Source organism: Paracoccus alcaliphilus (assembly GCF_028553725.1).
Lineage (GTDB): Bacteria > Pseudomonadota > Alphaproteobacteria > Rhodobacterales > Rhodobacteraceae > Paracoccus > Paracoccus alcaliphilus.
This window is the reverse complement of record NZ_CP067124.1, coordinates 1,408,624-1,421,513: the sequence shown is the minus strand read 5'-3', so window position 1 is coordinate 1,421,513 and position 12,890 is coordinate 1,408,624. Positions and strand designations below refer to the sequence as shown.

At 64.2% G+C, this 12,890-nt stretch carries 13 protein-coding genes; all 13 read right to left on the bottom strand.

Translation table 11 applies throughout. From position 1 onward, the window contains the following. Positions 1–2 precede the first annotated feature (2 nt). The 13 genes from nuoG to JHW40_RS07140 all read right to left on the bottom strand — a co-directional run bounded on the left by nuoG (position 3) and on the right by JHW40_RS07140 (position 12,790). Positions 3–2,024 (bottom strand): NADH-quinone oxidoreductase subunit NuoG, encoded by a 2,022-nt coding sequence (nuoG, locus tag JHW40_RS07200; RefSeq protein ID WP_090613226.1) that lies wholly within the window; start codon positions 2,022–2,024, stop codon positions 3–5. Positions 2,025–2,036: 12 nt separating this feature from the next. Beyond that, positions 2,037–2,441: a DUF5333 domain-containing protein gene (locus tag JHW40_RS07195; protein ID WP_090613148.1), complete on the bottom strand. Its 405-nt coding sequence runs from the start codon at positions 2,439–2,441 to the stop codon at positions 2,037–2,039. Between the two features lie 116 nt (positions 2,442–2,557). Further along, on the bottom strand, positions 2,558–3,853 hold the full coding sequence (nuoF, locus tag JHW40_RS07190; protein WP_090613151.1) for an NADH-quinone oxidoreductase subunit NuoF: 1,296 nt from the start codon (positions 3,851–3,853) through the stop codon (positions 2,558–2,560). Between the two features lie 27 nt (positions 3,854–3,880). Beyond that, positions 3,881–4,093, bottom strand: coding sequence for a DUF5337 domain-containing protein (locus tag JHW40_RS07185; protein WP_090613152.1), 213 nt, complete (start codon positions 4,091–4,093; stop codon positions 3,881–3,883). Then, positions 4,093–4,623, bottom strand: coding sequence for a hypothetical protein (locus JHW40_RS07180; protein WP_090613155.1), 531 nt, complete (start codon positions 4,621–4,623; stop codon positions 4,093–4,095). The genes JHW40_RS07185 and JHW40_RS07180 overlap by 1 nt, the downstream gene beginning before the upstream one ends. A gap of 37 nt (positions 4,624–4,660) precedes the next feature. Beyond that, the gene (gene nuoE / locus JHW40_RS07175; protein ID WP_090613156.1) at positions 4,661–5,560 is read right to left on the bottom strand and encodes an NADH-quinone oxidoreductase subunit NuoE; all 900 of its coding nucleotides are present in this window, start codon (positions 5,558–5,560) and stop codon (positions 4,661–4,663) included. 118 nt (positions 5,561–5,678) lie between these two features. After that, complete coding sequence (locus JHW40_RS07170) at positions 5,679–6,917, bottom strand: NADH-quinone oxidoreductase subunit D (protein WP_090613159.1); 1,239 nt, start codon at positions 6,915–6,917, stop codon at positions 5,679–5,681. Positions 6,918–6,920: 3 nt separating this feature from the next. Then, entirely contained in the window at positions 6,921–7,046 is a 126-nt protein-coding gene (locus JHW40_RS07165) for a hypothetical protein (RefSeq protein WP_272849085.1), read from the bottom strand. Then, positions 7,043–7,663 carry an NADH-quinone oxidoreductase subunit C gene (locus JHW40_RS07160; RefSeq protein ID WP_090613162.1) on the bottom strand — a complete coding sequence of 207 codons (621 nt, stop codon included), beginning with the start codon at positions 7,661–7,663 and terminating at the stop codon, positions 7,043–7,045. Before JHW40_RS07160 ends, JHW40_RS07165 begins: the two co-directional genes overlap by 4 nt. A 3-nt stretch (positions 7,664–7,666) precedes the next feature. Then, on the bottom strand, positions 7,667–8,200 hold the full coding sequence (locus tag JHW40_RS07155) for a NuoB/complex I 20 kDa subunit family protein (protein ID WP_090613164.1): 534 nt from the start codon (positions 8,198–8,200) through the stop codon (positions 7,667–7,669). Then, complete coding sequence (locus tag JHW40_RS07150) at positions 8,191–8,556, bottom strand: NADH-quinone oxidoreductase subunit A (RefSeq protein WP_090613166.1); 366 nt, start codon at positions 8,554–8,556, stop codon at positions 8,191–8,193. Before JHW40_RS07150 ends, JHW40_RS07155 begins: the two co-directional genes overlap by 10 nt. Positions 8,557–8,879: 323 nt before the next feature. Further along, complete coding sequence (pyc, locus tag JHW40_RS07145) at positions 8,880–12,326, bottom strand: pyruvate carboxylase (RefSeq protein WP_090613169.1); 3,447 nt, start codon at positions 12,324–12,326, stop codon at positions 8,880–8,882. Between the two features lie 113 nt (positions 12,327–12,439). Next, complete coding sequence (locus tag JHW40_RS07140; RefSeq protein ID WP_090613171.1) at positions 12,440–12,790, bottom strand: GFA family protein; 351 nt, start codon at positions 12,788–12,790, stop codon at positions 12,440–12,442. Between the last annotated feature and the right edge of the window lie 100 nt (positions 12,791–12,890).

Here is a 12,890-nt window from a genome sequence, read left to right as displayed (position 1 = left end):
ACCTACTCCGCGGCCATGGCAGGGGCACGACGCGCCGCCTGCATGCGTGACAGTTCCGCCATCAGCGGAGAGCTGCGCGCAATCGGGTTGGACAGATAGAAATCACGGATCGGGTTGACGAATGTCGCCTTGCCCATGTCGCGAACCTCCAGCGGTTGCCATGTGTTCTCGGCCACCTGATCGATCTGCGCCAGATGCGGCACCTCTGCGACCAGCGCCCGGCGCAGGGCGGCCAGACTGTCCCAGGGCAGCGTCGCGCCCAGTTCCGCCGACAGCGCCCGCAGGATCGCCCAGTTCTCCTTGGCCTCGCCCGGCGCGAAATTGGCGCGCATGGCCAGTTGCGGGCGGCCCTCGGTATTCACGAACAGCCCGTTTTCTTCCGTATAGCAGGCGGCGGGCAGGATCAGATCGGCGCGATGCGCCCCCCGGTCGCCATGGCTGCCCTGATAGATCACGAAAGCACCCGGCGCGACATCGACCTCGTCCGCGCCCAGATTGAAGACCACCTCGGCACCGTAAATGGCGGCAGTCAGCCCACCCTCGGTCACGGCGCCCACATCCATCGCGCCCACGCGGCTGGCAGCCGTATGCAGGATCAGCAGTTTCGAGTTCGAGTTCTCGGCCAGCTTCATCGCATGGGCCAGCACCGCCTCGCCATCGGCCTCGCGGATCGCGCCCTGCCCGACGATGACGATCGAGGACTTTTCCCTGGTCTCATCGCTGATTGCGCGCGAGGACAGGCTTTCCAACGCCGCCCGGTCATTGCCGACATGGGCGTAATCATAGGTCAGATCGACCGCTTCGCCCACCAGCCCGACCTGCGCGCCGTGGGTCCATGCCTTGCGGATCCGCGCGTTCAGCACCGGCGCCTCGTCGCGCGGGTTGGTGCCGATCAGCTGGATCATCGCGGCATTGTCGATATCCTCGATCCGCGCCGTGCCGACATAGCCCGAGCGGTTGCCCGCAGGCAGCCGCGCGCCATCGGTGCGACATTCGACATGGCCGCCCAGCCCTTCGATCAGTTGCTTCAGGCTGAAGGCGGCCTCGACCGGGGCCAGATCGCCGATCAGACCGGCCACCTTCTTGCCCTTCATCGCACGGACGGCAGCGTCCAGCGCCTCGGGCCATGTCGCCGGGCGCAGCTTGCCACCTTCGCGGATATAGGGCCGATCCAGCCGCTGGCGACGCAGCCCGTCCCAGACGAAGCGGGTCTTGTCGCTGATCCATTCCTCGTTCACGCCGTCATGGTTGCGCGGCAGGATACGCATGACTTCGCGGCCCTTGGTATCGACGCGGATCGAGGAACCAAGCGCGTCCATCACGTCGATGCTCTCGGTCTTGACCAGTTCCCACGGGCGGGCGGTGAAGGCATAGGGTTTGCTGACCAGCGCGCCGACCGGACAGAGGTCGATGATGTTGCCCTGAAGGTTCGAATCCAGCGTTTCATTGAGATAGCTGGTGATCTCGCTGTCCTCGCCGCGCCCGGTCTGGCCCATCTGGGTGATCCCGGCGACCTCGGTGGTAAAGCGCACGCAGCGGGTGCAGGAAATGCAGCGGGTCATATGGGTTTCGACCAGCGGCCCAAGGTTCAGGTCCTCGGTCGCCCGCTTTGGCTCGCGATAGCGGCTGAAATCGACGCCGTAAGCCACGGCCTGATCCTGCAAGTCACATTCGCCGCCCTGATCGCAGATCGGGCAATCCAGCGGGTGGTTGATCAGCAGGAACTCCATCACTCCTTCGCGGGCCTTCTTGACCATCGGACTGTTGGTGCGGATTTCCGAAGGCGCACCGTCGGGACCGGGACGCAGATCGCGCACCTGCATCGCGCAGGATGCGGCGGGCTTGGGCGGGCCGCCCACGACCTCGACCAGACACATGCGGCAGTTACCGGCAATCGACAGCCGCTCGTGATAGCAGAAGCGCGGCACCTCGACCCCTGCCTGCTCGCAGGCCTGGATCAGTGTCAGGTTGGGATCAACCTCGATTTCCTTGCCGTCGATCCTGATTGTCCGCAATTCGGCCATCATTCCAAATCCTTACCTGGCAACCAGAAGCGATCCGGCGATCGTCTTCCGGGCGATTTCCTGCTGTCCCAGACGGCAGAATGTTTCGGGCTCGCCATTCACGACGCCATTGGCGACCATATAGCGGTCGGCCTCGCGATAAATGCGCTGACGCTCTTCCCGGTCATCAAGGAAGGCGTCGATCTGGGTCTCGCTGTAACCCTTGTCCCGCGCATAGCGTTTCAGCTTTCGCGCCTCGTTGAAGGCGCGGACCATGCGGGCGTTCAGCGTCGGGCAGCCCCGGCGCAGCACATCGGCCACACGCGCCTGAATCAGGCTGTCATTGATATGGCGTTCCTGCGACAGCGGCTCCAGCGCGGCGGCAGGAGAAGCCAGCGCGGCAACGGCGGCAAAGGCGGTCAGGGTCTTGCGGATCATGGCATCGGCCTTTCGGTGGTTACGTCCGCAGACATAACCACTGGCCGGGGCTTTTGCCCCACACGTCCTCGTGCGCAGGCCCGTGCGTGGGATGTGAGCATATGCCGGTGCAAGCCTCATTCCGCCGCCATCGCCCCCATGCGTCCGGTGCGTTTCGCCTTGATGCGATCCTCGATCTCTTCGCGGAAATTGCGGATCAGGCCCTGGATCGGCCATGCGGCGGCGTCGCCAAGGGCGCAGATCGTGTGGCCCTCGACCTGTTTGGTGACGTCGAACAGCATGTCGATTTCCTCGACCTCGGCCTCGCCGCGCACCAGACGCTCCATCACCCGCATCATCCAGCCGGTGCCTTCACGGCAGGGCGTGCATTGCCCGCAGCTTTCATGCTTGAAGAAAGCCGACAGCCGCCAGATCGCCTTGATAATGTCGGTCTGCTGATCCATCACGATCATGCAGGCGGTCCCGAAGGACGAGCGCAACTCGCGCATGCCGTCGTAATCCATGATCGCGGTTTCGCATTGTTCCGCCGTCAGCACCGGGCAAGAGGCGCCGCCGGGGATCACCGCCTTGAGGTTCTTCCAGCCGCCGCGCACGCCGCCGCCATGTTTCTCGATCAGTTCCTTCATCGGGATCGACATGGCCTCTTCGACCACGCAGGGCGCGTTGACATGGCCGGTCAGCCCGAACAGCTTGACGCCAGCATTGTTGGGACGGCCGAAGCCCGCAAACCATTCCGCCCCGCGGCGCAGGATGGTCGGCACGACGGCAATGGATTCGACGTTGTTGACCGTGGTCGGGCAGCCGTAAAGCCCTGCCCCCGCCGGAAAAGGCGGCTTCATCCGGGGCATGCCCTTCTTGCCTTCCAGCGATTCCAGCAGCGCGGTTTCCTCGCCGCAGATATAGGCGCCGGCGCCGTGATGCAGATGAAGGTCGAAATCCCAGCCCGAACCGGCGGCATTCGCGCCCAACAGCCCGGCATCATAACATTCGTCGATGGCCGATTGCAGGGCCTCACGCTCGCGGATGAATTCGCCACGCAGATAGATATAGGCCACATGCGCGCCCATCGCGAAACTGGCGATCAGCGCCCCCTCGATCAGCGTATGCGGATCGTGGCGCATGATCTCGCGGTCCTTGCAGGTCGCGGGTTCGGATTCGTCGCCGTTGATGACCAGATAGGACGGGCGGCCATCCGATTCCTTGGGCATGAAGGACCATTTCAGACCGGTGGGAAAACCCGCCCCACCCCGGCCACGCAGGCCCGATGCCTTGACCTCTTCGATGATCTTGTCGCGGCCCCGGCCAATGATTTCCGCCGTGCCGTCCCACATGCCGCGCTTTTGCGCACCGGCCAGAGAGCGGTCGCCCATCCCGTAGAGGTTGGTAAAAATGCGATCCTGATCTTTCAGCATCCGAATTCGTTTCCTCTTACCCGGGCGTCACACATTCCTGCGCCGCCAGATACGCCAGGTCACGATCAGCGACCAGACAAAAGCTGCAATGGCGGCAAGATCGGCCAGAAAAGCCCACCTGCCCGCCCATCCATATTCCCGGCCCAGGGCCTGCACCAGCAGCCAGCCCAGCATCGCCACCGCAATCACGATGGCCGCCAGCCGCATCTGCCGCGCATCCCTGTCCTGCGGCTTGCCCATCACGCGGCACCGCCCTTTTTCGCCGCCAGATCGCGCGCCTGCCCGACCCAGTCATCGCTGCGGATGCGACTGCCCATGCGACCGATCAGTTCCGCAAAACGGTCGATCTCGGCATCGTCCCACGCGGCGATCTGCGCAAACCGGGTCACACCCCCGGCATGCAGCACTTCCTCAAGTTTCGGACCGATGCCCTTGATCTGCTTGAGATCGTCAGGCTCGGCCGCCATCTCCTGCGCTGCCAGAGGCTGGGCCGCATCGGCGACCGGCGCCATGGCCACAGGGGTGGGCGCAGGTGCCACGGCGGGCGCGGCTGGCGGCTGCCATGCGCCGCCATCCATGGCGGCAGGCCCCTTGCAGGCGATCCAGACCAGCAGCGAGCCGAGGATCCAGACGGTCAGCCCACCCAGCACCAGCCCCTCATACCATCGCATCGACCCGATCGCAGATGTGGAAATCCACACCAGCAGCCCTGCGATGGCTGCAGCGATCCAACAGGTCCTTGCGCTGTCCGATACCGGCATGGCGGTCATCCCCCGATCAATGGTTCACGGTCCTTGTGGCTGTCCCTCAGCCCTTGTCTTCCTTATCATTTTCCGGCGCCACAGACGAGCCTTCCGCATCGGCGGCCCGTTCCTTGTCCCCGGCGCTGACGACCTTGCCCGCATCGGCAACGGCGGCGGCCTCGACCACCGGTTTGGCCGCAGCCGGTTCCTGTCCCGGCCTGCCGTCCTGACCTTCCTGCTGATCCGCCGATTGCGACGGGCGCAGCCATTTCGTCAGGATCGGGGCCTCGGTGCCGTCAATGCGCCTGACTGTCTCGCCCAGATCACGGGCCCGCTGCGCACTGACGTTCAGATCCTCGCCCGAGCCCTTCAGCCCGGTCAGGCTGGTCAGCCCCGTCAACGGTTCGGACGCATAGCGCCCGTTCTGCGGCCCCGGAAGCGGCACCTGCCCGGCGGAAAACGCGTCAATCAGCGCCTCCAGCTTTTGCGGGGTCAGGTCCTCATAGTAATCCTTGCCGATCTGGGCCATCGGCGCATTGGCGCAGGCACCCAGACATTCGACCTCTTCCCAGCTGAACTTGCCATCGGCGGAAACCGTATGCGGCGTCGGCGCGATGCGGCGCTTGCAGACCTCGATCAGGTCCTCGGCCCCGCAGATCATGCAGGTCGTGGTGCCGCAGATCTGGATATTCGCCACCGAACCAACCGGTTGCAGCTGGAACATGAAGTAGAACGTCGCCACTTCCAGCGCCCGGATATAGGCCATGCCCAACAGGCTGGCGCAATATTCGATGGCCGGACGCGACAACCAGCCCTCTTGTTCCTGCGCGCGCCACAGAACCGGGATGATCGCCGATTGCTGGCGGCCTTCCGGGTATTTGGTCATCTGCGCCTTGGCCCATTCCAGATTGGCGGGCGTGAATTCGAAGCTGGCGGGCTGTTCGGGATGAAGACGGCGAAGCATGATTAGCCCCCGAAAGTTGATGCGGCCGCGATCCCGGCCAGCGCGAAGAACTGTAGGAATGGATTGGTTGATATGCCGAGCAGCATCACCAATCCTGGAAGGCCGATATTGTTCAACATCACCGGTCCACCTCTCCGAACACGACGTCCAGCGTCGCGATGATGGCGGGAACATCGGCCAGCAGATGGCCCTTGGCGATCCAGTCCATCGACTGAAGATGTGCATAGCCCGGCGCGCGAACCTTGGCGCGATAGGGCCTGTTGGTCCCGTCGCTGACCAGATAGACGCCGAATTCGCCCTTGGGCGCCTCGACGGCGGCGTAAACCTCGCCCGCGGGCACCTTGAAGCCCTCGGTATAGAGCTTGAAGTGGTGGATCAGGCTTTCCATGTCGCGCTTCATCTCGGCGCGTTTGGGCGGGGCCAGCTTGCCGCGCGCCAGAATGTCGCCCTCGGGTTCGGCCCGCAGCTTGCTGATCGCCTGCTGCATGATCCGCGTCGACTCGCGCATCTCCTGCATCCGGCAGAGGAAGCGGTCATAGCAGTCGCCATTCTTGCCCACCGGAATCTGGAAATCGAATTCGTCATAGCATTCATAGGGCTGCGCCCGACGCAGATCCCACGCCATGCCCGAGCCGCGCACCATGACGCCGCTGTAACCCCAGTTCAGCGCATCCTGTTCGGTGACAATGCCGATATCGACCAGCCGCTGCTTGAAGATCCGGTTCTCGACCAGCAGCGTGTCCAGATCATCGACGACCTTCGGGAAACGCTCGCACCATTCCTCGATATCGTCCAGCAGATCGGGCGGCAGATCCTGATGCACCCCACCGGGCCGGAAATAGGCCGCGTGCAGCCGCGCCCCGCAGGCGCGTTCATAGAAGATCATCAGCTCTTCGCGCGCCTCGAAACCCCACAGCGGCGGGGTCAGCGCGCCCACGTCCATCGCCCCGGTGGTCAGGCCCATCAAGTGGTTCAGGATGCGGCCGATTTCGGAATACAGCACCCGGATCAGGCTGGCGCGACGCGGAACCACAGTCCCCGTCAGCTTCTCGATCGCCAGACACCACGCATGTTCCTGATTCATCGGCGCGACATAGTCGAAGCGGTCGAAATAAGGCAGGTTCTGCAGATAGGTGCGGCTTTCCATCAGCTTTTCGGTGCCACGATGCAGCAGGCCGATATGCGGGTCGGCGCGTTCCACCACTTCGCCGTCCAGTTCCAGCACCATCCGCAGCACGCCATGCGCCGCAGGGTGCTGCGGGCCGAAGTTGATGTTGAAGTTGCGGATGCTCTGTTCCTGCGACAGCGCGTCCTGGCCGTCGTCGTCATAGCTGTTCTTGCGGATATCGCCGTCCATCCGTCAGCCCTCCAGCCCGGCCGGCGCCATGCGCCCCGCCATGCGGTCGTTGAATTTCACCCGGTCAGCCACAAGGGCGACCCTGCGGGTCCGGCCAGCGCCCTGCCCGGCTGTCAGACCCGGTTTCATTGCTCACCCTGCTTTTCATCGCCCGGCAGCACATATTTCGCGCCTTCCCACGGGGACAGGAAATCGAACTGGCGATATTCCTGCGTCAGTTTCACCGGCTCGTAGATGACCCGCTTGGCGGTCTCGTCATAGCGGACCTCGACATAGCCGGTCGTCGGGAAATCCTTGCGCAGCGGATGGCCGCGGAAACCGTAATCGGTCAGGATGCGGCGCAGGTCCGGATGCCCGGCGAACAGGATGCCGAACATGTCGAAGATTTCGCGCTCGTACCAGTTGGCCGAGGGATGGATATTGGTCAGCGTCGGCACCAGTTCATCCTCGCGGATGGCGACCTTCACCCGGATGCGCTGGTTCTGATACATCGACAGGAAATGCCAGACCACGTCGAAACGCTGCGGGCGCTGCGGATAATCGACGGCCGTGATGTCGATCAGGGTCGAGAATCGGCAGCTGGAATCGCTGCGCAGAAACTCGACCAGATCGGTCAGCCCGCTCAGCGTTGCGGTCACGGTCAGCTCGTTGAACTCGACCGTTGCGTCCAGCACGTCGTTGCTGCGGCGCTGGCTGATATGGTCGGCCAGTTGGCTCAGCGCGTCGATATCGGGATAGACGGCCATAGCTTACCTCACCAGCGTTCCGGTGCGCCGGATGCGGCGCTGAAGTTGCAGGATGCCGTAAAGCAGCGCCTCGGCGGTCGGCGGGCAGCCCGGAACATAGATGTCCACCGGCACGATGCGATCGCAGCCGCGCACCACCGAATAGCTGTAATGGTAATAGCCGCCGCCATTGGCGCAGCTGCCCATGCTGATGACATAGCGCGGCTCGGGCATCTGGTCATAGACCTTGCGCAGCGCCGGGGCCATCTTGTTGGTCAGCGTGCCGGCGACGATCATCAGGTCCGACTGGCGCGGGGATGCGCGCGGCGCGGTGCCGAAACGTTCCAGATCATAGCGCGGCATCGAGGTCTGCATCATCTCGACCGCGCAGCAGGCCAGCCCGAAGGTCATCCAGTGAAGGCTGCCGTTGCGGGCCCAGTTGATGATATCCTCGGTCGTGGTCAGCAGGAAACCCTTGTCCTGCAATTCACGGTTCAGGCTGGCGGTGGCGACCTCGCGGTCGGGGCCGGCGGTATTTGCTCCGGTCATCACGCCCATTCCAGCGCCCCCTTCTTCCATTCATAGGCAAAGCCCACGGTCAGCACGCCCAGGAACACCATCATCGACCAGAATGCGACATCGGAAAGTCCGGCAAAGCTGACCGCCCAGGGGAACAGGAAGGCCACCTCAAGGTCGAAGATGATGAACAGAATCGACACCAGATAGAACCGGACGTCGAATTTCATCCGCGCATCGTCGAAGGCGTTGAAGCCGCACTCATAGGCGCTGACCTTTTCGGGATCGGGATTGCGGATCGCGACCACCAGACCGGCCAGCAACAGGACGAGGGCCAGCGCAGACGCCATGCCCGCAAAAACGAGGATCGGCAAATATTCCTGCAGAAGGTTTTCCACGGGCGAGTGTTCCCCTAATCGGTCGCGGGGATGCACTAGCTGCCCCGCGACGGGTTGGCTAGGGTCCGTTTAGACCCGACTGCGGGCAGGGTCAATTACCCCTCGGGCTTTCGCGGGTGCCTGATCCGGCACGCAAAGCCGGGCCTGCCGCAAGCGGACGCTGCGTCACCCGCCGGCAACGGACTGCCCACGGATGCAATGGCGCGGGGGATATTCCGCAACCGCCCGCGCCCCGGAACGGGCGGGCGGAATTACAGCGCCCCCCCCCCGAATCGGGCGAGGGGGCGCGTCGATGGTCCGATGAGGCGGAAAGCCCCCCAGCCCTATTCGATTTCGACCAGCAGGTCTTTTGCGTCGATTTGGGCGCCTGGTGTGACGTGGACGGCCTTGACGGTTCCGTCGCGGTCGGCGTGCAGGCCGGTTTCCATCTTCATCGCCTCGATGGTCAGCAGCAGATCGCCCTGATGCACCACCTGACCCGCCGTGGCCGCGACCGAGGCCACCACGCCCGGCATCGGCGCGCCGATATGGCCCGCGTTCGATGGGTCCGCCTTGGGACGCGCCGCCGCCGTGCCGGTCGCCTTGCGGTTCGGAACCCGGACCTGACGCGGCTGGCCGTTCAGCTCGAAGAAGACCTTGACCTGACCCTTCTCGTCGGTCTCACCCAGCGTCAGCATCTGGATTTCCAGCGTCTTGCCGGGATCGATCTCGACCGAGATCTGATCTCCCGGTTCCATCCCATAGAAGAAGGCGCGCGTCGGCAGGGTCCGCACCGGGCCATAGGTCTCGTGCCGCGCCATATAGTCGGTGAACACCTTGGGATACATCAGATAACCGTTGAGATCCTCGTTATCGATGGTCTTGCCGTCCAGTTCCTCGGCCAGCCGGGCGCGGGTGACCTCCAGATCCACCGGCGGCAGATGCGCGCCGGGGCGGTCGGTGATCGGGGCCTCGCCCTTCAGCACCTTCTTCTGAATGGCCTCGGGCCAGCCGCCGGGGGGCTGGCCCAGATTGCCGCGCATCATGTCGATGACGCTGTCGGGAAAGCTGACCTCGGTGGCCGGATCCATCACCTGCTGCGGCGTCAGATGCTGCGCCACCATCATCAGCGCCATGTCGCCCACCACCTTGGAACTGGGCGTGACCTTGACGATATCGCCGAACATCCGGTTCACATCGGCATAGGTCTGCGCGATCTCGTGCCAGCGATCCTCCAGCCCCATCGAGCGCGCCTGCGCCTTGAGATTGGTGAACTGGCCGCCGGGCATCTCGTGCAGCCAGACCTCGGAGGCCGGGGCCTGAAGGCCGGCCTCGAAGGCCGCATAGTTTTCCCGCACCCGCTCCCAGTAATTGCTGATCTGGCGGATCGCGGCGATATCCAGCCCGGTGTCGCGATCGGTGCCCGACAGCGCCGAGACCACCGAACCCAGACAGGGCTGCGAGGTGCCGCCGGAAAACGCATCCATCGCCACATCGACGGCATCGACGCCCGCATCGGCCGCCGCCAGGATCGTGGCCCCGGCCAGCCCGCTGGTGTCATGGGTGTGGAAATGCACCGGCAGCCCGACCTCTTCCTTCAGCGCCCGGATCAGCATCCGCGCGGCGGCGGGTTTCAGCAGGCCCGCCATGTCCTTCAGGCCCAGCACATGCGCGCCCGCCGATTTCAGATCCTGCGCGGTGCGGATATAGTATTTCAGGTCGTATTTGGCCCGGTCCGGGTCCAGCATGTCGCCGGTATAGCAGACCGAGCCTTCGCAGATCTTGCCCGATTCGATCACCGCATCCATGGCGACGCGCATGTTCTCGACCCAGTTCAGGCTGTCGAAAACGCGGAACACATCCACCCCGGTCGCCGCCGCCTGGCGCACGAAGGACTGCACCACATTGTCGGGATAATTGGTGTAACCCACGCCATTGCTGGCGCGCAGCAGCATCTGCGTCATCAGGTTCGGCATATGCGCGCGGATATCGCGCAGCCGCTGCCACGGACATTCCTGCAAGAAGCGATAGGCCACATCGAAGGTCGCGCCGCCCCAGCATTCGACGCTGAACAGCTGCGGCAGATTGGCGGCGTAAGAGGGCGCCACCCGGATCATGTCGATCGACCGCATCCGTGTCGCCAGCAGCGACTGGTGCCCGTCGCGCATGGTCGTGTCGGTGATCAGCAGCCGGCTTTGCGCCGCCATCCAGTCGGCCACGGCCTGCGCGCCCTTTTCTTCCAGCAGCTGCCGGGTGCCCGGCGCGGGATCGGTCCCCGATTCGATGGCCGGCGCGGGCGGGATCGGCGGGCGGGCCTGCGCGACCGGCATCTTGCGGCCTGCCGTCTCGGGGTGACCGTTCACCGTGATATCGGCCAGATAGGTCAGGATCTTGGTCGCCCGGTCGCGCCGCTTGCCGAAGGTGAACAGGTCCGGCGTCGTGTCGATGAACTTGGTCGTATAGGTATCGTCAAGAAAGACCGGATGTTTCAGCAGGTTGATGACGAAATCGATATTGGTGGAAACCCCGCGCACCCGGAACTCGCGCAGCGCCCGGTCCATCCGCTTGATCGCCTGATCCGGCGTCTGCGCCCAGGCCGTCACCTTGACCAGCAGCGAATCATAGTATCGCGTGATCACCCCGCCGGAATAGGCGGTGCCGCCATCCAGCCGGATCCCCATGCCGGTGGCGCTGCGATAGGCGGTGATGCGGCCGTAATCGGGGATGAAGTTGTTCTGCGGATCCTCGGTCGTGACCCGGCATTGCAGCGCATGGCCCGACAGGGTGATCTGGTCCTGCGAGGCGTGGCCGGTGGCCTCGGCCAGCGTCGCGCCCTCGGCGATCCTGATCTGGGCCTGCACGATGTCGATGCCGGTCACTTCCTCGGTGACGGTATGCTCGACCTGAACGCGCGGGTTCACCTCGATGAAATAGAACTGCTGGCTGTCCATATCCATCAGGAATTCGACCGTGCCAGCGTTCTGATAACCGACCGCCTGCCCGATCTTCAGCGCCAGCGCGCAGACCTCGGCGCGCTGCTCGTCGCTCAGATAGGGGGCGGGGGCGCGTTCCACCACCTTCTGGTTGCGGCGCTGAACGGTGCAGTCGCGTTCATACAGATGATAGAGACCGCCATGCGTGTCGCCCAAGAGCTGCACCTCGACATGGCGGGCGCGCAGGATCATCTTTTCCAGATAGCCCTCGCCATTGCCGAAGGCGGCCTCGGCCTCGCGCCGGCCCTCGCGGACCTTCTCGACCAGCTCATCGGGGCCATTGATCGGCCGCATCCCGCGCCCGCCGCCGCCCCATGACGCCTTCAGCATCAGCGGATAGCCCACCGCCTCGGCCTCACGCCTGATGGCGTCGAAATCCTCGCCCAGCACTTCCGTCGCGGGGATCACCGGCACGCCCGCCTCGATCGCCACGCGCCGCGCGCTGGCCTTGTCGCCCAGGGCCCGCATCGTATCCGCGCGCGGCCCGATGAAGGTGATCCCGGCGGCCTTGCAGGCATCGACGAAATCGGGGTTTTCCGACAACAGCCCATAGCCCGGATGGATCGCATCCGCGCCGGATTCCTTGGCCACCCGGATGATCTCGGGGATGCTCAGATAGGCCGCCACCGGCCCCAGCCCCTCGCCGATCCGATAGGCCTCATCCGCCTTGAAACGGTGCAGCCCCAGCTTGTCTTCCTCGGCATAGACAGCGACCGTCCGCTTGCCCAGCTCGTTCGCGGCACGCAGAACACGGATCGCAATCTCGCCACGGTTCGCAACTAGAATCTTCTGAAACATGCCGTCCCCCTTCTCGATTCGGGGCATCCTAGCGGTGCCGCGATGCAGCGCAAGCATTTCTCCCCTCGGCACATAGTCGTAGGGAAACCGGCAGGAATCAGTATCGCGCTGCCTTAACGGCTGGCACCATCGACATGCTGCGCGGGCAGATTGCGCGCGTCCACGCCATCAAGACAGTTGATATTGATCGCGACGATTTCCGCCCCGTCCTGCTGTCCCGTGGCATGGGTCTGAACGCCGCAGACCGGGCAGAAACGGTGCGAAATCGCGTGGTTATTGAACAGATATTCGGTGGTCGGCCCGTCCTTCACCAGCCGGAAATCCGCCCCCGGTACAAAGGTCAGCGCCCAGCCCAGCCTGCTGCAGCGCGAACAGTTGCAGGTGATCGCCTGATCCAGATCGGCCGCAACCTCGAAGGCTATGGCACCGCATTGGCAACTGCCGGAATAATCCACACGCGCCATGATGATTCCCTCGCTCTTTCCAGAAGTTCACGCTACGTTCTCATTTTCCGGTTGCTTTTTCAAGCCGCATGATTATCTGATGCGCTTGGTCGGGAAAGGC